The sequence below is a fragment of the Pedobacter sp. CG_S7 genome (assembly GCF_040544395.1).
In the GTDB taxonomy this organism is placed as follows: Bacteria; Bacteroidota; Bacteroidia; order Sphingobacteriales; family Sphingobacteriaceae; genus Pedobacter.
Genome location: NZ_JBEONS010000011.1, coordinates 76,621 through 94,275, shown reverse-complemented (window position 1 = coordinate 94,275; position 17,655 = coordinate 76,621). Strand labels below are relative to the sequence as shown.

Below are 17,655 nucleotides of genomic sequence, written 5' to 3'. Positions count from 1 at the left end.
AAAGGGGTCTCTGGTAACCAAAAGGCTAAAAGCCGGCTGGGACGATCAATTTCTCCTTAAAATTTTAAATCAAATTTAAATGCGTTGACCCTGGTGTAAGCCCCTAAAATGCTGATTTTAATTCTTTTTCTGTGGTGGAATCTTTTTTGTTTCAAAGTTGATAAGGCTATCATGATCAATATTCATTGATTTTTATTATTGCTAGCTCAAAAAGGTTTGATTAGATTCTTCATATCTTTTTAAAAAGTAATTAAGCCATCTTTAGTTAAGCCTATTCAGGTTTCCTAAAGATTTCAATGATATTAGATTTTAATGAAAATTTTCTTCTTAAACATCCAATATAAGATCAGCCATTCGAATAGTAATACCAACATTCCTGCAAACAGTGTGGCATATGCAGAACCAAATACTTGATCGAAATTTCGTCCTAGATGAATATAAAGAGACTTGTCGATGAATGTTCTAATACCCCCATCTGCTATTACATAAGCTGCAATCGAATTGACACCAATTACTACTAAAAAGTATGACCATCTCTTTGCACCTTTTATATCTATTACACCATAAAATAAAGCCAGTAATAAAAAGCAAATTCCTCCGCTAAAAATAGTCCAGGCAGGTGTCCAAATCCGTTTTACAATTGGATTTATTCCAGTTAGATGTAGAAAAACCCCAAAAAGTATTAAACTTGTACCAATAAGAATAAAAGACTTCAACTTTTCTTGTGGATTCTTAATAGAATTCAAAATATTACCCGCAAACAGACCCAGAATCATAGTTCCAAGGGTAGGAATAAAGCTAAGCGTAACATAACCTCCTCCATTATAAAGAAAGCTATTCTCATGTGGGAAAAGATTCAAAAACCATCGGTCAAATGCCCATGCTAAATTTGTGTTTTTATTCCAGTGAGCCAAAAAACCCTGTAAATTATGTTCCCAATTTGCAGCAACGCCAGCTGATGCATAATCAAAGTTAGCACCGGGCAGCGGATATAAAGCAAATGCCAGCCAATATCCAAAAAGTATTGCGATCAACGCAATAAGCTGAACCCGCTGTGAATAAAACCCCAAAAGCACTAAGAAAGTATAACCTAGGCCAATTTGAGTAAGGGTATCCTCAAAAGTAAAATTAGTTTGACTGGAGTTCATTGATCTCAGAAATATGCCCAGGCATATTAAAATAATAGAACGTTTAATGGTATGTTGCAGTAAATTTCCGAATGTGGCCCCCCTACTTCTTCTGCTTGCAATGCTAAAAGGCAGTACTACACCAACTAAAAATGTGAAAGATGGTTGTATGAGGTCATGTAATGCGAGCCATGTCCATGGTACGTGGCTCTGATTAAATGATAAAACCTGCCAGAAAGAACTGTCTGGTAATTTCTGGCTCACTTTCGAAAGAAAAAGCACTTCTGCCATCATTAATAACATAACAAAACCACGGTAGACATCAACAGAAGCTATTCTGTTATTTGGCCAAAAAGATTTTACAAAAGGTTCTGAAGATGCCATTTCAAAAGGTAATGAAAATTTTCATCTAATCAACAACATTTCTAACAGCCTGTCGGACTTAAATTAAAGAAGATGGAAAAGTGAGGAAAACAGTTGAAATCGATACTTTTGCCCTTTCTACATTTCAATATTTGAACATGATAAGGAACTTGTTTGTTAATATTGAATTCCCAGGAGTTTTACGTGTTTATCCCGACACACTCTTAGGGAATTTTACCCCTTTAAGCTCTCCAAATGCCTATAAGGTGATCTTTTCTACTATAAAATAAAATTCCCACTATTTGGTCTTTGCGGTGAGCTGGAATTGAATAAAACGATGTCATCCAATATTTGGTAAGAATCATTTGCTAATAAAAAAATAAAAGGAATAGAAATTGTAACTATAAGAATAACAGGTTTACTATAAAAAAATACAGAATTGATACATGTTAAACCAGATAGCCTTCAATAATAGATTTCAGTTGGTTTGCCTGAATCACTCCAGACTGCCTCCACTTAATTTGTCCATCTTTAAATAAAATAAGCGTTGGCACCCCTTGGATCTGGTAAATTTTTGAAACAGCAGGGTTCTTATCCACATCAACTTTTAAAATAGTGGCCTTCTCCCCCATCATACCCTTTAACTGATCTAAAATAGGAACCATCATTTTACAAGGACCACACCAGGTAGCAGAGAAATCTACCAATACTGGTTTATTTGATTTAATCAATTCTGAAAAACTTGCCATAAGACGATAACATTAGGTATTACTTGATTAACAATGCAAATAGGCATCTGGTTTTAATTGTTTACACTATAAGCCCATCATTTTAATTTAAAACCTTATTTTTGCAGAAATACACCCTAAAAAATTAAAATGCAAAAATCACCCATTGATAAAATAATAGCACCAGTAAGCAGGTTTATCCACCTTGAATACACTAGCGGAATCGTATTATTTTTAAGTGTAATCGTCGCTATAGTATGGGCTAATTCCGCTTTTGCCGACAGCTATCAACACCTTTGGCATTTGCCTTTATCAGTAGGATTTGATAAATATTTATTTGAGCAGCCATTACACATTTGGGTTAACGACGGACTTATGGCTGTGTTTTTCTTTGTAATCGGATTAGAACTTAAAAGGGAGTTTATGGATGGCGAGCTTTCCACCATAAAAAAAGCATCCTTACCTATGGCTGCTGCCCTGGGTGGTATGGTTGTACCGGCATTAATATACTTTTTAATGAACAAGGGCACCACTGCCGAACACGGTTGGGGTATCCCTATGGCAACGGATATTGCATTTGCATTAGCCTTATTATCTATGGCGGGCAAACACATTCCAACTTCTGTAAAAGTTTTTCTATCCGCATTAGCCGTAGCAGATGATCTTGGAGCTGTATTGGTGATCGCCTTTTTTTATACATCGGATTTGAATTTCCTTCCATTGGGCATAGCTGGAATTTTCTTGATGCTGATGTTAGGTGGTAATTATTTAGGTATCCGCAATCCGATAGTATATTTATTTTTGGGAGTTGTAGTTTGGTTGGGCTTCCTGTTTTCTGGAGTGCATGCTACCATCGCCGGCGTGTTAACCGCTTTTACTATACCGGCAACAACAAAAATCAATGAATTAGTTTATTCCACAAAAGTAAAACAACTAATTACAGAATTTGACAATGAGATACCCAGTAACAGCACGCTGACCACTCCAGAGCAGCACCAAACCATTCAGCAAATTAAAGACATTAGTATAGCAGCAGAAACACCACTTCAAAAAATTGAATACGGCCTGCACCCTTGGGTAGCTTTCCTGATTATGCCCTTGTTTGCCCTAGCTAACTCTGGAATGATTATAGGTGCCGATTTCTTTACCGCTATTTTAAACCCTGTAAGTATGGGGGTTACCATTGGCTTAATAGCAGGGAAATTTATTGGGATTTTGCTTTTCACCTGGTTAATGGTAAAGTTTAAAATTGCAAAACTTCCGGCACAATCTAACTGGAGCCATATTGTTGGCGTTGCTTTGTTGGCTGGAGTAGGCTTTACGATGTCACTTTTCATCAGCAACCTTGCCTTTACCGATGCCACGATGATCAACCAGGCTAAATATGGTATTTTACTAGCCTCAATAATTGCTGGAGTATTAGGTTTAATTGCCCTTAAAAGAACAGCAAAACAAAAAACCTCTGTCTAATTTGAACAATTCAAGCGACTTTACAAAAGTTAAAACAATGATAAGTCATAAACAACTTTTTCTTCAAAATAACGCTCAAACATCAACTTCGCCAAATTTTTTGGAAATAGATCACGCAGCCGGCATATACTTATTTGATAAAAATGGAAAGTCGTATGTTGACCTTGTTTCTGGTTTTGCAGTGAGCAATATTGGTCACAGGCATCCAAAAGTAATTGCGGCTATTAAAGCCCAACTGGATAAGTATTTACATTTAACCGTTTACGGAGAGTTTGTGCAAACACCGATGGTGCTTTTTGCACAAAAACTAGTAGCACTGCTGCCAGACAGCTTAAACAACGTCTATTTTGTTAATTCGGGAACAGAGGCAACAGAAGGAGCATTGAAACTCGCTAAAAAATACACCGGCAGGTCTGGCATTGTTTCCTTTTACAACTCTTATCATGGCAGCACACATGGTGCATTAAGCGTGATGGGAAATGAGCATTTTAAACAGGACTACCGGCCTTTACTTCCAGGTGTACGTTTCATAAATTTCAATGAAGCAGCTGATTTAGCATTAATTACAGAAGATACGGCCTGTGTTATATTAGAAACGATACAAGGCGAAGCCGGAATTAGAGTACCCACAGTAAATTACATGCTGGCCTTACGCAAGCGATGCACGGAAGTGGGTGCACTATTGATTTTAGACGAAATACAAGCTGCTTTTGGCAGGACAGGCACCTTATTTGCATTTGAAAACTACGGAATCATTCCTGATATTTTACTATTAGCCAAAGCATTAGGCGGTGGCATGCCGATGGGTGCCTTTATTGCGAATAAAGAAGTAATGGGCGTGTTAAAAGAAAATCCAATTTTAGGTCATATCACTACTTTCGGCGGTCACCCGGTATGCTGCAGTGCTGGTATGGCAAGTTTGGAAGTCATTTTGGAAGAAAACCTAGTTCAGGAAGTTAATAAAAAAGGTGAGCTATTTCGTACATTATTGATACACCCGCTGATTCGCGAAATCCGCGGCAAAGGATTGATGCTGAGCATACAGCTAGACAGCTTTGAACAAGTAGAAAAAGTAAGTCAGCTGTGTCAGGAACGCGGCGTAGTGATAGACTGGTTCCTGCATTGCGAAACGGCAATGCGGATTGCTCCTCCTTTAATTATTAAAGAAGAAGAAATCCACCAGGTATGTGCCGTAATTTTAGAATCTTTAGATTTAATAGGAACGCTAAAAAATTAAGCACCGATAGCCTGCCAAAGCATATCTTTCAGTTCTATGATGTTTTTCTGTGCTACAGATGAAATAAATATAGCGGGAATATTTGCAGGCAGGTCTTTTTTCATTTCTTCCATCAGTTCATTATCAAGCAAATCTGACTTGGTTACTGCTAATAAATGAGGCTTCTGCATCAATTCAGGATTATATTCTTGCAATTCCTTTTTTAAAATTTCGTACTCTTCTTTAATTGTCCGGTTGGTATCAGCAGGAACCATAAACAAGAGTACTGAATTACGTTCAATATGACGCAAAAACCGGTATCCTAAACCTTTACCTTTAGAGGCACCCTCAATAATTCCAGGAATATCAGCCATTACAAAAGATTTGCCACCACGGTAATCAACAATACCAAGGTTTGGCACTAAAGTAGTAAAAGGATAATCAGCAATTTCAGGCTTAGCAGCAGACATTACAGACAACAAAGTTGATTTACCCGCATTTGGGAAGCCAACTAAACCAACATCAGCCAGCACTTTTAATTCAAGGACAATCCATCTTTCCAGACCGGGCTCACCTGGTTGTGCAAAACGAGGCGTCTGTAAAGTAGCGGTTTTAAAATGCCAGTTACCCAAACCACCCCTACCACCAGGAGTCAAGATTTTAGTTTCACCTTCTTCAGTGATTTCAAATAAGACTTCACCAGTTTCAGAATCTTTAGCAATAGTACCCAGGGGCACATCAAGAATCTCATCTTTACCAAATTTACCTGACGAGGTACCACTAGAGCCAGATTCACCATCTTTAGCCATAATGTGTTTACGGTATTTCAAGTGCAACAAAGTCCAAAACTGCGTATTGCCCCTGAGGATGATATGACCACCACGACCACCATCACCACCATCAGGACCACCCATAGAGGTTAATTTATCGCGGTGTAAATGTGCAGAACCTGCCCCACCTTTACCGGAACGGCAGCATATTTTAACATAATCTACAAAATTTGAACCTTGCGACATAATTTATTTTTTTGATATAAAACAAAAGTAGCGGGAAGAAGTTACATTCGTCCCGCTACTTAAAAAATTTTAATTTAATACTGATCAACAACAGCGCTAAGTTCAGCAAAGATAGTATCTATCTTACCAATACCATTTACTTTAACCAACTTGTTTTGAGCCTCATAATAAGGTAAAACATGTACCGTTTTGTTGAAATACTCTTCAATACGTTTTTGCAATTTATCAGCCTGATCATCTATCCTACCGGTTTCTATCTGGCGTTGGGCAATGCGCTTACAAAGCTCATCTTGATCAACATCAAGGGCAATTACGCCAGAGATCGCTGTCCCCTTACTTTCAAGAAACTCATCTAAAGCTTGCGCTTGAGGTACCGTACGTGGAAAGCCGTCAAAAATGATACCTTTAGCCTCAGGGTTTTTATCAACTTCCTCTTCCAGCATTGCAATGGTAATTGCATCAGGAACAAGTTGTCCATCGGCTATTAACTGACTTACTTGCTGGCCAAGCGAAGATTGATTTTTTATATGTGCCCTAAATAGGTCACCAGTTGAAATATGTATCAATTGATATTTTTCAATCAATTTTTGAGATTGGGTGCCTTTGCCTGCACCCGGGGGGCCAAAGAGAACAAAATTTAGCATTCGGGTTGTCTTTAAAGTTTAAAAAGTCATGATGCTGTTTTAGCAAGACTTATGTCGGTAAAAGCCGAAGAATAAAAGTCTATGGGTTACCTGCAAAAGTAAAGTGCATAGACAAAAATCCTATAAAGGCTGCAAATATATAGTTTTTAATTTATTATATGGATTTTTTTCTGAAGACGGGGTGTATACTAATGGTAAATTATTGACTTTAAAACTGTTACAACCTAAAACGGCTATTGATGATAAATAAAAAAAGAAGGCATACCTGTATTTCATTATAAGAATAATTGATGTAACCAATATAATAATATATAATTAATTTACATTAATTTTTACTAAAAAAGACAAAATCAGTTATAAAATAACGGATTTTGCATTAATATTAACTCGATTTACTTTAATTTTACTTTGGTTGTTCCACCTTTTTCTAATAATAGGTCAACGGGTATATTTGCCTTCCAAGAACCATTGGTAAAGTCCGGAATGTCGACAGAATTGGAGCGATTGGCGACAGACTGCTCACTTAAAGGCGCAATAGCACTCCAGAGTGCTGCATCATATACATCCTGATCAAGAGGTAAGCCATTACGCAGACAATCAATTAATCGCCAATTCATTAAGAAATCCATTCCCCCATGACCACCAGCTTCTTTAGCTATTTCACCAATCTTTTTAACGATGGCAGGCTGATATTTTATTTCAATAGCTTTCATTTCCTCGTTTGTTAACCAACTTTCTTTTTCACTGGTTGCAATACGTCCTGGTTGAGGATATTTTAGGGCAGAACCTTTTGTTCCACTTATTTTATGGATTCGGGAATAAACGTTTGGCGAACTCACATCGTGCTGCAACATTATTGTACGCCCTTTAGTTGTACGAATAGTAGTTGTGTTCATATTGCCACGGTAAGTTTGATTTTCAAATGGCTTAAAGAAATCGTCTTTTGCGGCAAGTTCTTTTGCCCTCTCTCCCATTAAAAAATCTTTGCCTGACATAGAAACCAGGTAATCGAGCTTATCACCGCGGTTAATATCCATAACCTGACAAACCGGTCCTAAACCGTGAGTTGGATATAAATTACCGTTTCTATAATTTTCTTTTAAGCGCCACATCTCATAATAGCCATCCTTCTGAAAATTTAAATTAATTAAGTCATGAAGATAGGCACCTTCTGCATGAACAATTTCACCAAAGAAGCCTTGTCTTGCCATATTAAATGTGAGCAGTTCAAAAAAGTCATAACAGCAGTTTTCAAGCATCATACAATGTTTGCGTGTACGCTCAGATGCTTCAACTAATTGCCAGCATTCTTCTACTTTAACCGCAGCAGGAACCTCAATAGCTACATGTTTCCCTTGTTCCATAGCGTATAAAGCCATAGACACGTGCAAATCCCATGGCGTAGAAATATAAATCAAGTCTATCTCTTTGTTCTCACATAGTTTTTTCCACGAATCTTTACTATCGGTATATAATTTTGGTTTATGATTTGTACCTGCCAGGCTTTTTTTGACCTTATTAACCATTTCTGGTCGCACATCACATAGTCCTGTGATTTCAACACCTTCCAATTTACTCAAGTTACTCACATGCCCCGGGCCTCTTTGTCCTAATCCGATAAAACCCACTCTCACCGTATCAAGTTTTGGCGCAGCATAACCACACATATTAAAATGCTGCACATGGTTAGTCCCTTTGAAATCATTGGCAGCTTTTGGATCTGGTTCTGCCGCAAATCCTTTGAATATACTGCCTCCTGTTAAAGTAAGGCCAGCAATACCTGTCCATTTTAAAAAATTTCTACGGTTATCTTTCATTGGTTTATAATTTGTTTTTAAAAGGTGATAAAGCTATCATCAACAGCAGTGATAATACAATATGAAAATTTATATTAGAAATACAGCTATGCCAAGATAAGACAAACGTTTGAGTAATTTGAGCAGACGTTTGTTTATTTAATTGGCGAAGATTTATTTAATCAAGGAATTAAAGCATTATAAAGAATGAATAATTCATTTGGACTCAAAAACAACTTGTTGGAATATGGGTTGAGGAAGTTCTGTGAGCGCCGGATTTTCGAGAAGTGAAAAGAGTATTTCAGCGGCTTTTACACCTTGTTTATATGGAAATTGCTCAATCGAACCCAAAGGCCTGTCATTCATATAAATCCATATCGGCAGATTAGCAAAACTTACAAAGAAAATATCTTAATTTATGACAAGGTTATTTTTTTTAGCAATTACAATCCCATCAAGGTCGAGATAATCATTAAAGATAATTATAGCCGCAGGCCTCATTGCCTCCTGATTACCATCTTTAGAAAGGTCAGAGGATTGTATCAATCTTTCATCATGTTGGATATTGTTCTGCTTTAATCCTTGTAAGTAGATTTGTAGCCGCTGCTTACTAGCCATTAATTTTTCTGAACCATTAATTAAGGCAATATGAGATATGCCTTTCTCAACAAGGGCATCCATAGCTTCCAACATTCCCGTTTTAAGGTTACATGCAGTGAAATGAATATCTTTTTTCTCGGGTACACAGTGAGATGTTAGAAGGGTATGTAAACCCGTATGTATATAAAAAAGAAAGCCCTGTAAATACTTGATTTTACAGGGCTTTCTAATGTTAATCTGTGCACTCGAAGGGAGTCGAACCCCTAACCTCCTGATCCGTAGTCAGGTGCTCTATCCAATTAAGCTACGAATGCATTTCCCTTATCGTTTAAGGGAATGCAAAAGTAATGTTTGAAATTGAATTATGCAATTATTTCCAAACAAAACTTGAACATTTCATCAATTATTTTGCAGACTCAGCTTCTATAGCTACCTTAATTGCATTAAAATCAGGAAGATCGCCTGCATTTTCCAATACTTCAGCATAGTTGATATTTCCCTCTTCATCAATTAAAAAAGCAGCTCTTTTAGAAACGCCCTTTAAATTAAAGACGAATTCATCATAAAAAGCACCAAAAGCCTGAGAAACCTCTTTGTTAAAATCAGATAATAATGGAAATTGGTAACCTTGCTCTTCTTTAAACTTAGCTAAAGAAAAAGGAGAATCTACTGAAATAGCAATAACATTTGCATTGATACCTTCATAATAACCAAAACTATCTCTCAACGTACAAAGTTGTTCTGTACAAGTACCGCTAAAGGCCATTGGGAAAAAGTGGATAACTAATTTCTTTCCTTTAAAATCATTTAAGGAAACTTCTTTCAGTTCTGAACTGAATAATTTAAAATCTGGAGCTTTATCGCCTGCTTTCAATGCCATAATTATTTGTTTTATTCTGTAAATATAAGTGGGTGTTTTAACGCTTAGGTCAAGAAACTCTCATTTTATGCTTTTGAATATTATTTATTTGCTGTACTAACAAATTAATGCCCTCTTCGAAACTATGTGGCTCATACCCCAATTCATTAATAGCTTTATCGAGGATAAATCCGGTTTTGGCCGGTCTGCGTGCATTTTGATTTAAACTATCACCATTCACCTCTCTAATAAGACTAGTATCCAGGCTCCAATAAGCAGCCACACGCTTTACCAGTTCAACAATACTCATCATATCCTTACCACACACGTTATAAATACCTTGGGCACCTTTCTCAACAGCCAGTAAACAGCCAGTGGCAAGATCCTCAGCCAGGGTTGGCATACGCCACTGGTCGTTCACCACGTTTATTGCCTCCCCTTTTTCAAGTGCAGCCTTTGCCCAAAGCACAATATTACTCCTGCTCATATCAGCTAAAACGCCATAAACAAGTATAGTTCTAATAATCACCCAAGGACATAAAGCTTTTTTAACCAACTCTTCTGCTTCCACTTTGGTTTCTCCATAATAACTCAATGGGTTAGGATTAGCCAATTCATCATAAGGACCCGCAGCACCATCAAAAATAAAATCAGTAGATAAATGAATAAATTGTATTTGTTGGGCTTCGCAAATCGAGAGTAATGTTTTTACGGCACCAACATTCAGCGCGTAAGCCATTTCCTTGTTATCTTCACAAGTATCTACATTGGTCATCGCCGCTGTATGAATAATGGCATCTGGTTTATATTTTTCAACAACAGCCTGAACATTTAAGGGGTCAAGAATATCCATACTTTCATAAATATAACCCTGCTGCGATAGAAAACGGTTTGCTCCTCTGGAAGTTGCAACTAAATGGAATAGATTGTTGGATAATATTCTTTCGGTAATTTTCTGACCTAAAAGGCCATTACTACCCGTTACCAGTATGGTTTTCATTTATCTTTAACGTTTTTATTTCTTGTTTTTACACTGACTAAAGTATCAATAAAAAATCTGTTGAAAAACTTTTTATTTATATATAAATTATAGGCGGAAAACTCTTAGCTTTGCGAACCAAATTACAGGTTGTAAAATAGCCTTTAACATTTTGACATTTATAATTTTACCCAAAACAATATATGCCTAACATTGGAAAAATAGCGCAGATTATAGGACCGGTAGTTGACGTTAGTTTTGCTATTGATGCTCACTTACCTAAAATTTTCTCGGCTTTAGAGATTAAAAAAGAAAACGGACAAAAGATCGTTTTAGAAGTTCAGCAGCACCTTGGTGAAGACCGCGTTCGTGCAATTGCAATGGACTCTACTGATGGTTTAGTTCGAGGCATGGATGTATTGGATTCTGGTGCACCTATTAAAATGCCCGTTGGTGAGCAAATTAAAGGTCGCTTATTCAATGTTGTTGGTGACGCTATTGATGGAATTAACACTATTGATAAAACTAACGGCAAACCAATCCACAATGCTCCGCCTAGATTTGAAGATTTATCTACTGAAATTGAAGTTCTTTTTACAGGTATTAAAGTTATCGATTTATTAGAGCCTTATGCAAAAGGTGGTAAAATCGGTTTATTTGGTGGTGCAGGTGTAGGTAAAACCGTATTGATCATGGAACTGGTTAATAACATTGCTAAAGCACATGCTGGTCTTTCTGTATTTGCCGGTGTAGGTGAGCGTACTCGTGAAGGTAATGACCTTTTACGTGAGTTTATCGAATCTGGTGTAATCAACTATGGTGAAGAATTCCTTCACTCAATGGAAAAAGGCGGATGGGATTTATCTAAAGTTGATACAGAAAAATTAAAAGAATCTAAAGCTACCTTGGTTTTCGGTCAAATGAACGAACCTCCTGGTGCACGTGCTCGTGTTGCATTATCTGGATTAACTGTTGCTGAATATTTCCGTGATGGTGAAGGTGAGGGCGCAGGTAAAGACATTCTTTTCTTCGTTGATAACATTTTCCGCTTTACACAAGCGGGTTCTGAAGTATCGGCACTTTTAGGTCGTATGCCTTCTGCAGTAGGTTACCAACCAACTTTGGCTACAGAGATGGGTTTAATGCAAGAACGTATTACTTCAACCAAACGTGGTTCAATTACATCAGTTCAGGCCGTTTACGTTCCTGCAGATGATTTAACTGACCCTGCTCCGGCAACAACATTTGCTCACCTTGATGCAACAACTGTACTTTCACGTAAAATTTCTGAGCTGGGTATCTATCCTGCAGTAGATCCATTAGATTCTACTTCTCGTATCTTGTCTCCTGCAGTTTTAGGCGACGAACATTACAACTGTGCACAACGTGTTAAAGAAATATTACAACGTTATAAAGAATTGCAAGATATTATTGCTATTCTGGGTATGGATGAGTTATCTGAAGAAGATAAATTAACGGTTCACCGTGCTCGTCGTGTACAACGTTTCTTATCTCAACCTTTTCACGTAGCTGAACAGTTTACTGGATTAAAAGGTGTATTAGTAGACATCAAAGAAACCATTAAAGCATTTAACATGATTATGGATGGTGAAGTTGATGAATACCCTGAAGCAGCTTTTAACCTTGTAGGTGGTATTGAAGAAGCAATTGAAAAAGGTAAGAAAATATTAGCTGAAGCAAACGCTTAATTGTAGCGTACATCATTATATATATGACATTAGAAATTTTAACACCAGATAAAAAAGTCTTCGAAGGTGAAGTAACTGCGGTTACAGTACCTGGTACCATGGGTTCATTCCAGATTCTACATGACCATGCACCAATCATCTCTACTATAGAAGACGGACCAGTAATTATTAAAAGCAAAACCAACGAACAAACTTTTGTAATCAAAGGTGGTGTTGTCGAGGTTTTAAAAAACAAGATTATTGTTTTAGCCGAAGGTGTTGCTTAATCGCTAATTTTTTAAAAAAAATAGCCCTCCTGATCAAGATCAGGAGGGCTATTTTTTTTGTCAAAAAATTGAATATTTTAAAAGTATTTTGCTCCAACTCCTCTTTTTACGCCGAATTACTTCAAAAGTAATATGTTAGCATAACAACTATACCGAATACCAAAATCATATTTGGTCTATTTTATACCGTCAATAGTATTTAAAACGCTCCTTTAGCGAAATTAAAGAAATAATTAAAGCCATTCTTCCAAATTAAATTTTTTTTAAATTTAATTCACTCAGCTATTGCGATTCAGCATACCAAAAACTAAATTGGTTTTATAGAATTTAATAAACGGAACCACAAAATGAATACTTCACTTACAAGCGTTAATATTGTCATTATCAACCTAAATCTACTGCTGTTAATTCAGGAGTACAAGGCGCTGTAAATTAGTATTTAATAAAACAAAAGCGCCTCCCAACAGAGGCGCTTTTTTAGTGATAACACAATAACAAAAAAATACGGGAAACCATGCAATACTTCAATGATAAAACAGTAGTTTATTTAAACGGATCATTCGTTAAGGCAACAACAGCCAATACTGATTTATACAGCCAGTCTTTACACTATGGATACGCTGCATTTGAAGGTATCAGGGCTTATAACACGCATAACGGAACCCGTGTTTTTAAAGCTAAGGATCATTTTGAACGACTAAAACGTTCCTGCGAATTGGTCAACATACCCTTTCAATGGGATATTGATGAACTGATCTCAAAAACATATAAGGTATTGGAATTAAATAACTTAAGAGATGCCTATATACGTCCTTTAGTGTATTGTGCACCAAACATGTCTCTTTCCGAACCCACAGGAGTATCTATTATGATTTGTGCCTGGGATTGGGAAGCTTATCTTGGTAATCAATTATTAAATGTAGGTATCTCTAGTTACCAACGCCCTAATCCAAAATCTATACCTATTGATGCCAAAATAAGTGCTCACTATGTCAATTCTATTTTGGCTTCCACCGAAGCTAAAAAACGTGGCTTTAATGAAGCCTTACTATTGGACATGAACAATAACATTGCAGAGGCTCCCGGTGCCAATATATTTATAGAAAAAAACGGAACGCTCTATACGCCACCAGCTGGACATATCTTACCAGGAATTACAAGAACTACAGTAATGCAACTTTGTCAACGACTGGACATTGAATGCCAGGAAATGGTATTAACAGTAGCAGATTTAATGAATGCAGATAGTGCTTTCTTTTGTGGCACTGCTACTGAAATTGCGGGTATCAATGCTGTAGAAGAAATTGTGCTCCCAATGAAATGGCAAGATAGCCTTGGTGCAACAATACAGCGTACCTACAAAAGTTTAGTCTTAGAAAAACAGAATTACGAAGTAATTATATAATATAACATGTCAGAAACAATCGAAATCAACCGCTACAGCAAAACATTTACACAAGATCCAACACAACCTGGTGCACAAGCTATGTTGTATGGAATTGGCCTTAAAGATGAAGATTTTAATAAAGCACAGGTAGGTATAGCCAGCATGGGTTATGATGGCAATACGTGCAATATGCATTTAAATGATTTAGCTAAAATTGTTAAAGATGGCGTATGGAAAAACGGAATGGTTGGTTTAACTTTCGGCACCATCGGCGTGAGTGACGGCATGTCTAACGGAACCGATGGCATGCGTTATTCTTTGGTATCCAGGGATGTTATTGCTGATTCCATTGAAACCATTTGTGGCGGACAATATTATGATGCGGTAATCGCTTTACCGGGCTGCGACAAAAACATGCCTGGTTCTATTATGGCAATGGGTCGTTTAGACAGACCTGCAATAATGGTTTACGGTGGAAGTATACACTCCGGAAAATATAAAGGAAAAGCTTTAAATATTGTCTCTGCTTTTGAAGCCTTAGGAGAGAAAATGGCAGGTAAGCTTTCTGAAGAAGATTATCAAGGTATCATTCGTCACACTTGTCCGGGTGCCGGTGCATGTGGTGGTATGTATACCGCTAACACCATGGCCTCAGCCATTGAGGCATTAGGCATGAGTTTACCTTATAGTTCGTCTTATCCTGCATTGAGTGAAAACAAAAAACAGGAGTGTTTAGATGCTGGTAAAGCCATCAAGGTGTTGTTAGAAAAAAACATCCTTCCTTCGCAAATCATGACGGAAAAGGCATTTCACAACGCCATAGTAACAGTGATGATTTTAGGTGGTTCTACCAACGCCGTATTGCATTTAATTGCAATGGCTAAATCGGTTGGTATTACCTTAACCTTAGAAGACTTCCAAAAAATAAGTGATAAAACCCCAGTCCTTGCTGATTTAAAACCTAGCGGTGAGTACTTAATGGAGGATGTCCATGAAATTGGTGGTGTTCCTGCCATTTTAAAATATTTATTAAAAGAAGGCTTGATCTATGGCGATTGCCTCACAGTAACGGGCAAAAGCCTGGCAGAAAATGTAGCCGATGCGGTAGATTTAGATTTTTATCAGCAGAAAGTAATTCTTCCCGTTACACACCCTATAAAAGCGACAGGGCACTTACAAATGCTTTATGGAAATCTTGCAGAAAAAGGTGCTGTAGCTAAAATAAGTGGCAAAGAAGGCGAAAAATTCGAAGGTCCGGCAAGAGTATTTGACGGTGAAAAACAATTAATTGCCGGTATTCAAAGTGGTAGGGTGCACAAAGGCGATGTGGTTGTGATTAGACAGGTAGGCCCTAAAGGTGCTCCTGGCATGCCTGAAATGCTGAAACCTACTTCAGCCATTATTGGTGCTGGTTTAGGAAAAACTGTTGCCTTGATTACTGATGGCCGTTTTTCTGGTGGTACTCATGGCTTTGTTGTGGGTCACATTACCCCAGAAGCCTGGGATGGTGGAAACATAGGTCTGGTGAAAGACAATGATACCATTACCATTGATGCAGTAAATAACACACTGCAACTCAACATTAGCGATGAAGAACTTGCGGCACGCCGGGCGGAATGGAAACAACTCCCTCCACCCGTCAAAAGCGGTGTCCTTTATAAATACATGAAACAAGTAAGTAATGCAAGTGAAGGCTGCGTAACGGATGCCTACACGGATTAACAAAATTGACAAACATCTTAATTACAATAAAATGAATATAGCACAAACGGAAGCACCTTCCTTAACCGAGTCTTTGAAAACCACAAAGGTTACAGGTTCCGTAGCTTTATTAGAGGGATTAATTGCTGAAGGAACGGAAACTATTTTCGGTTATCCTGGCGGCGCCATTATGCCGATATATGATGCTTTGTATGATTACAAAGAAAAGTTAAACCATATTTTGGTGAGACATGAGCAAGGTGGCATTCACGCAGGACAAGGGTATGCCCGCAGTTCTGGAAAAGTTGGTGTTGTTTTCGCAACCAGCGGCCCAGGTGCTACAAACCTCGTTACTGGATTAGCAGATGCTCAAATTGACAGCACGCCATTAGTATGTATAACTGGTCAGGTATACGCCAGTTTACTTGGAACTGATGCTTTCCAGGAAACCGATGTCATCAATATCACTACTCCAGTAACCAAATGGAATTACCAGGTTACGGATGCGACAGAAATCCCTGCCATTTTGGCTAAGGCGTTTTATATTGCCAGGACTGGCCGCCCGGGACCTGTTTTAATTGACATCACTAAAAATGCACAATTGCAGGAATTTGATTATGAAGGCTATATTCCTTGTGATCATATCCGCAGCTACAGACCTAAGCCAAACGTTAGAAAAGAATATGTGGAAAAAGCCGCTGCTTTAATCAACAGTGCAAAAAAACCATTAATCTTATTCGGACAAGGTATTTTATTAGGTGAAGCTGAGCTTGAATTTAAGGCTTTTGTAGAGAAAAGTGGTATCCCTGCTGCCTGGACAATCCTTGGTGTTGGTGCCATTGCAACAGACCACCCTTTAAATGTAGGAATGATTGGCATGCATGGTAATTATGGACCTAACGTTCAAACCAACTCCTGCGATGTGTTAATAGCCATCGGCATGCGTTTTGACGACCGCGTTACGGGGCGTTTAGATAAATATGCAAAACAGGCGAAAATTATTCATTTAGATATAGATCCGGCAGAAATTGATAAAAACGTTAAAGCTGATGTTCCCGTATGGGGAGATTGTAAGGAAACCCTTCCTTTATTAACAAAGTTAGTTGAAACTGGAAACCATGAAGCATGGTTGCAAGAATTTAAAGCTTTCGAGAAAATAGAATATGAAACTTTAATCGAAAAAGAACTTAACCCCACAACCGGTGAGTTAACCATGGGCGAAGTTGTTCATCAATTGAATATTTTAACTAAAGGTGAAGCAATCATTGTTACCGACGTAGGCCAGCATCAAATGGTGGCTTGTCGTTATGCAAAATTTAATAATACCCGCAGCAATGTAACCAGCGGTGGTTTAGGTACCATGGGTTTCGGTCTCCCTGCAGCTATTGGAGCTAAATTTGGCGCCCCAAATCGTACCGTTGTAGCCATTATAGGTGACGGCGGTTTTCAGATGACATTACAGGAATTAGGTACCATTATGCAGTTTGGCGTAGATGTTAAAATCATGATCCTGAATAACCAATTCCTTGGCATGGTGAGGCAGTGGCAACAATTATTTAACGACAGGCGATATTCTTTTGTGGATATTACCAGCCCAGATTTTGTAAAACTTGCAGAATCCTATTATATACCTGGTCAGAAAGTTGTAGAACGCGAAAACCTTGTTCCTGCTCTCCACGCCATGCTCAACCATAAAGGATCTTATCTTTTAGAAGTAATGGTTGCTAAAGAACACAATGTATTCCCTATGGTTCCACAAGGCTGCAGCGTAAGCGAAATCAGACTTAAATAATA

15 protein-coding genes and 1 tRNA gene are annotated in these 17,655 nt (G+C 37.8%); 7 read left to right on the top strand and 9 right to left on the bottom strand.

Annotated features, from left to right (window positions below):
* Positions 1 to 302: 302 nt before the first annotated feature.
* Both AAKU52_RS08375 and trxA read right to left on the bottom strand, forming a co-directional pair.
* Positions 303 to 1,511: an acyltransferase family protein gene (locus AAKU52_RS08375; RefSeq protein ID WP_354332234.1), complete on the bottom strand. Its 1,209-nt coding sequence runs from the start codon at positions 1,509 to 1,511 to the stop codon at positions 303 to 305.
* Positions 1,512 to 1,939: 428 nt separating this feature from the next.
* Complete coding sequence (gene trxA / locus AAKU52_RS08370) at positions 1,940 to 2,239, bottom strand: thioredoxin (RefSeq protein WP_354332232.1); 300 nt, start codon at positions 2,237 to 2,239, stop codon at positions 1,940 to 1,942.
* 129 nt (positions 2,240 to 2,368) lie between these two features.
* On the opposite strand from trxA, the gene nhaA reads away from it, so the two are divergent.
* Positions 2,369 to 3,688 (top strand): Na+/H+ antiporter NhaA, encoded by a 1,320-nt coding sequence (gene nhaA, locus AAKU52_RS08365; protein ID WP_354332230.1) that lies wholly within the window; start codon positions 2,369 to 2,371, stop codon positions 3,686 to 3,688.
* Positions 3,689 to 3,725: 37 nt separating this feature from the next.
* On the top strand, positions 3,726 to 4,925 hold the full coding sequence (locus AAKU52_RS08360; protein ID WP_354332228.1) for an aspartate aminotransferase family protein: 1,200 nt from the start codon (positions 3,726 to 3,728) through the stop codon (positions 4,923 to 4,925).
* Here the strand turns inward: AAKU52_RS08360 and obgE are convergent.
* The 7 genes from obgE to AAKU52_RS08325 all read right to left on the bottom strand — a co-directional run bounded on the left by obgE (position 4,922) and on the right by AAKU52_RS08325 (position 10,819).
* Positions 4,922 to 5,920 (bottom strand): GTPase ObgE, encoded by a 999-nt coding sequence (obgE, locus tag AAKU52_RS08355; RefSeq protein WP_354332226.1) that lies wholly within the window; start codon positions 5,918 to 5,920, stop codon positions 4,922 to 4,924. The two genes, AAKU52_RS08360 and obgE, sit on opposite strands and share 4 nt — an antisense overlap.
* Before the next feature lie 74 nt (positions 5,921 to 5,994).
* Positions 5,995 to 6,564 (bottom strand): adenylate kinase, encoded by a 570-nt coding sequence (locus AAKU52_RS08350; RefSeq protein WP_354332224.1) that lies wholly within the window; start codon positions 6,562 to 6,564, stop codon positions 5,995 to 5,997.
* Positions 6,565 to 6,956: 392 nt separating this feature from the next.
* The gene (locus tag AAKU52_RS08345) at positions 6,957 to 8,381 is read right to left on the bottom strand and encodes a Gfo/Idh/MocA family protein (protein WP_354332222.1); all 1,425 of its coding nucleotides are present in this window, start codon (positions 8,379 to 8,381) and stop codon (positions 6,957 to 6,959) included.
* Between the two features lie 390 nt (positions 8,382 to 8,771).
* Positions 8,772 to 9,053: a type 1 periplasmic-binding domain-containing protein gene (locus tag AAKU52_RS08340; RefSeq protein WP_354332220.1), complete on the bottom strand. Its 282-nt coding sequence runs from the start codon at positions 9,051 to 9,053 to the stop codon at positions 8,772 to 8,774.
* Between the two features lie 147 nt (positions 9,054 to 9,200).
* Positions 9,201 to 9,274 (bottom strand) — tRNA-Arg (locus AAKU52_RS08335).
* 89 nt (positions 9,275 to 9,363) lie between these two features.
* Positions 9,364 to 9,840, bottom strand: coding sequence for a redoxin domain-containing protein (locus tag AAKU52_RS08330; RefSeq protein WP_354332218.1), 477 nt, complete (start codon positions 9,838 to 9,840; stop codon positions 9,364 to 9,366).
* 49 nt (positions 9,841 to 9,889) lie between these two features.
* Complete coding sequence (locus AAKU52_RS08325) at positions 9,890 to 10,819, bottom strand: SDR family oxidoreductase (protein WP_354332216.1); 930 nt, start codon at positions 10,817 to 10,819, stop codon at positions 9,890 to 9,892.
* 182 nt (positions 10,820 to 11,001) lie between these two features.
* Here AAKU52_RS08325 and atpD point away from each other — a divergent pair, with 182 nt between their 5' ends.
* The 5 genes from atpD to ilvB all read left to right on the top strand — a co-directional run bounded on the left by atpD (position 11,002) and on the right by ilvB (position 17,653).
* Positions 11,002 to 12,507, top strand: coding sequence for a F0F1 ATP synthase subunit beta (atpD, locus tag AAKU52_RS08320; RefSeq protein ID WP_354332214.1), 1,506 nt, complete (start codon positions 11,002 to 11,004; stop codon positions 12,505 to 12,507).
* 23 nt (positions 12,508 to 12,530) lie between these two features.
* On the top strand, positions 12,531 to 12,773 hold the full coding sequence (atpC, locus tag AAKU52_RS08315) for an ATP synthase F1 subunit epsilon (RefSeq protein ID WP_354332212.1): 243 nt from the start codon (positions 12,531 to 12,533) through the stop codon (positions 12,771 to 12,773).
* 514 nt (positions 12,774 to 13,287) lie between these two features.
* Positions 13,288 to 14,178: a branched-chain amino acid transaminase gene (locus AAKU52_RS08310; RefSeq protein ID WP_354332209.1), complete on the top strand. Its 891-nt coding sequence runs from the start codon at positions 13,288 to 13,290 to the stop codon at positions 14,176 to 14,178.
* A 6-nt stretch (positions 14,179 to 14,184) separates the two neighbouring features.
* Positions 14,185 to 15,882 carry a dihydroxy-acid dehydratase gene (gene ilvD, locus AAKU52_RS08305; protein WP_354332207.1) on the top strand — a complete coding sequence of 566 codons (1,698 nt, stop codon included), beginning with the start codon at positions 14,185 to 14,187 and terminating at the stop codon, positions 15,880 to 15,882.
* Between the two features lie 31 nt (positions 15,883 to 15,913).
* Complete coding sequence (ilvB, locus tag AAKU52_RS08300) at positions 15,914 to 17,653, top strand: biosynthetic-type acetolactate synthase large subunit (protein ID WP_354332205.1); 1,740 nt, start codon at positions 15,914 to 15,916, stop codon at positions 17,651 to 17,653.
* Positions 17,654 to 17,655 lie beyond the last annotated feature (2 nt).

Bases quoted from the DNA above. Each gene is read 5' to 3' on its own strand.
- AAKU52_RS08375 (WP_354332234.1), bottom strand. From the start codon at position 1,511: ATGGCATCTTCAGAACCTTTTGTAAAATCTTTTTGGCCAAATAACAGA.
- trxA (WP_354332232.1), bottom strand. From the start codon at position 2,239: ATGGCAAGTTTTTCAGAATTGATTAAATCAAATAAACCAGTATTGGTA.
- nhaA (WP_354332230.1), top strand. From the start codon at position 2,369: ATGCAAAAATCACCCATTGATAAAATAATAGCACCAGTAAGCAGGTTT.
- AAKU52_RS08360 (WP_354332228.1), top strand. From the start codon at position 3,726: ATGATAAGTCATAAACAACTTTTTCTTCAAAATAACGCTCAAACATCA.
- obgE (WP_354332226.1), bottom strand. From the start codon at position 5,920: ATGTCGCAAGGTTCAAATTTTGTAGATTATGTTAAAATATGCTGCCGT.
- AAKU52_RS08350 (WP_354332224.1), bottom strand. From the start codon at position 6,564: ATGCTAAATTTTGTTCTCTTTGGCCCCCCGGGTGCAGGCAAAGGCACC.
- AAKU52_RS08345 (WP_354332222.1), bottom strand. From the start codon at position 8,381: ATGAAAGATAACCGTAGAAATTTTTTAAAATGGACAGGTATTGCTGGC.
- AAKU52_RS08340 (WP_354332220.1), bottom strand. From the start codon at position 9,053: ATGTTGGAAGCTATGGATGCCCTTGTTGAGAAAGGCATATCTCATATT.
- AAKU52_RS08330 (WP_354332218.1), bottom strand. From the start codon at position 9,840: ATGGCATTGAAAGCAGGCGATAAAGCTCCAGATTTTAAATTATTCAGT.
- AAKU52_RS08325 (WP_354332216.1), bottom strand. From the start codon at position 10,819: ATGAAAACCATACTGGTAACGGGTAGTAATGGCCTTTTAGGTCAGAAA.
- atpD (WP_354332214.1), top strand. From the start codon at position 11,002: ATGCCTAACATTGGAAAAATAGCGCAGATTATAGGACCGGTAGTTGAC.
- atpC (WP_354332212.1), top strand. From the start codon at position 12,531: ATGACATTAGAAATTTTAACACCAGATAAAAAAGTCTTCGAAGGTGAA.
- AAKU52_RS08310 (WP_354332209.1), top strand. From the start codon at position 13,288: ATGCAATACTTCAATGATAAAACAGTAGTTTATTTAAACGGATCATTC.
- ilvD (WP_354332207.1), top strand. From the start codon at position 14,185: ATGTCAGAAACAATCGAAATCAACCGCTACAGCAAAACATTTACACAA.
- ilvB (WP_354332205.1), top strand. From the start codon at position 15,914: ATGAATATAGCACAAACGGAAGCACCTTCCTTAACCGAGTCTTTGAAA.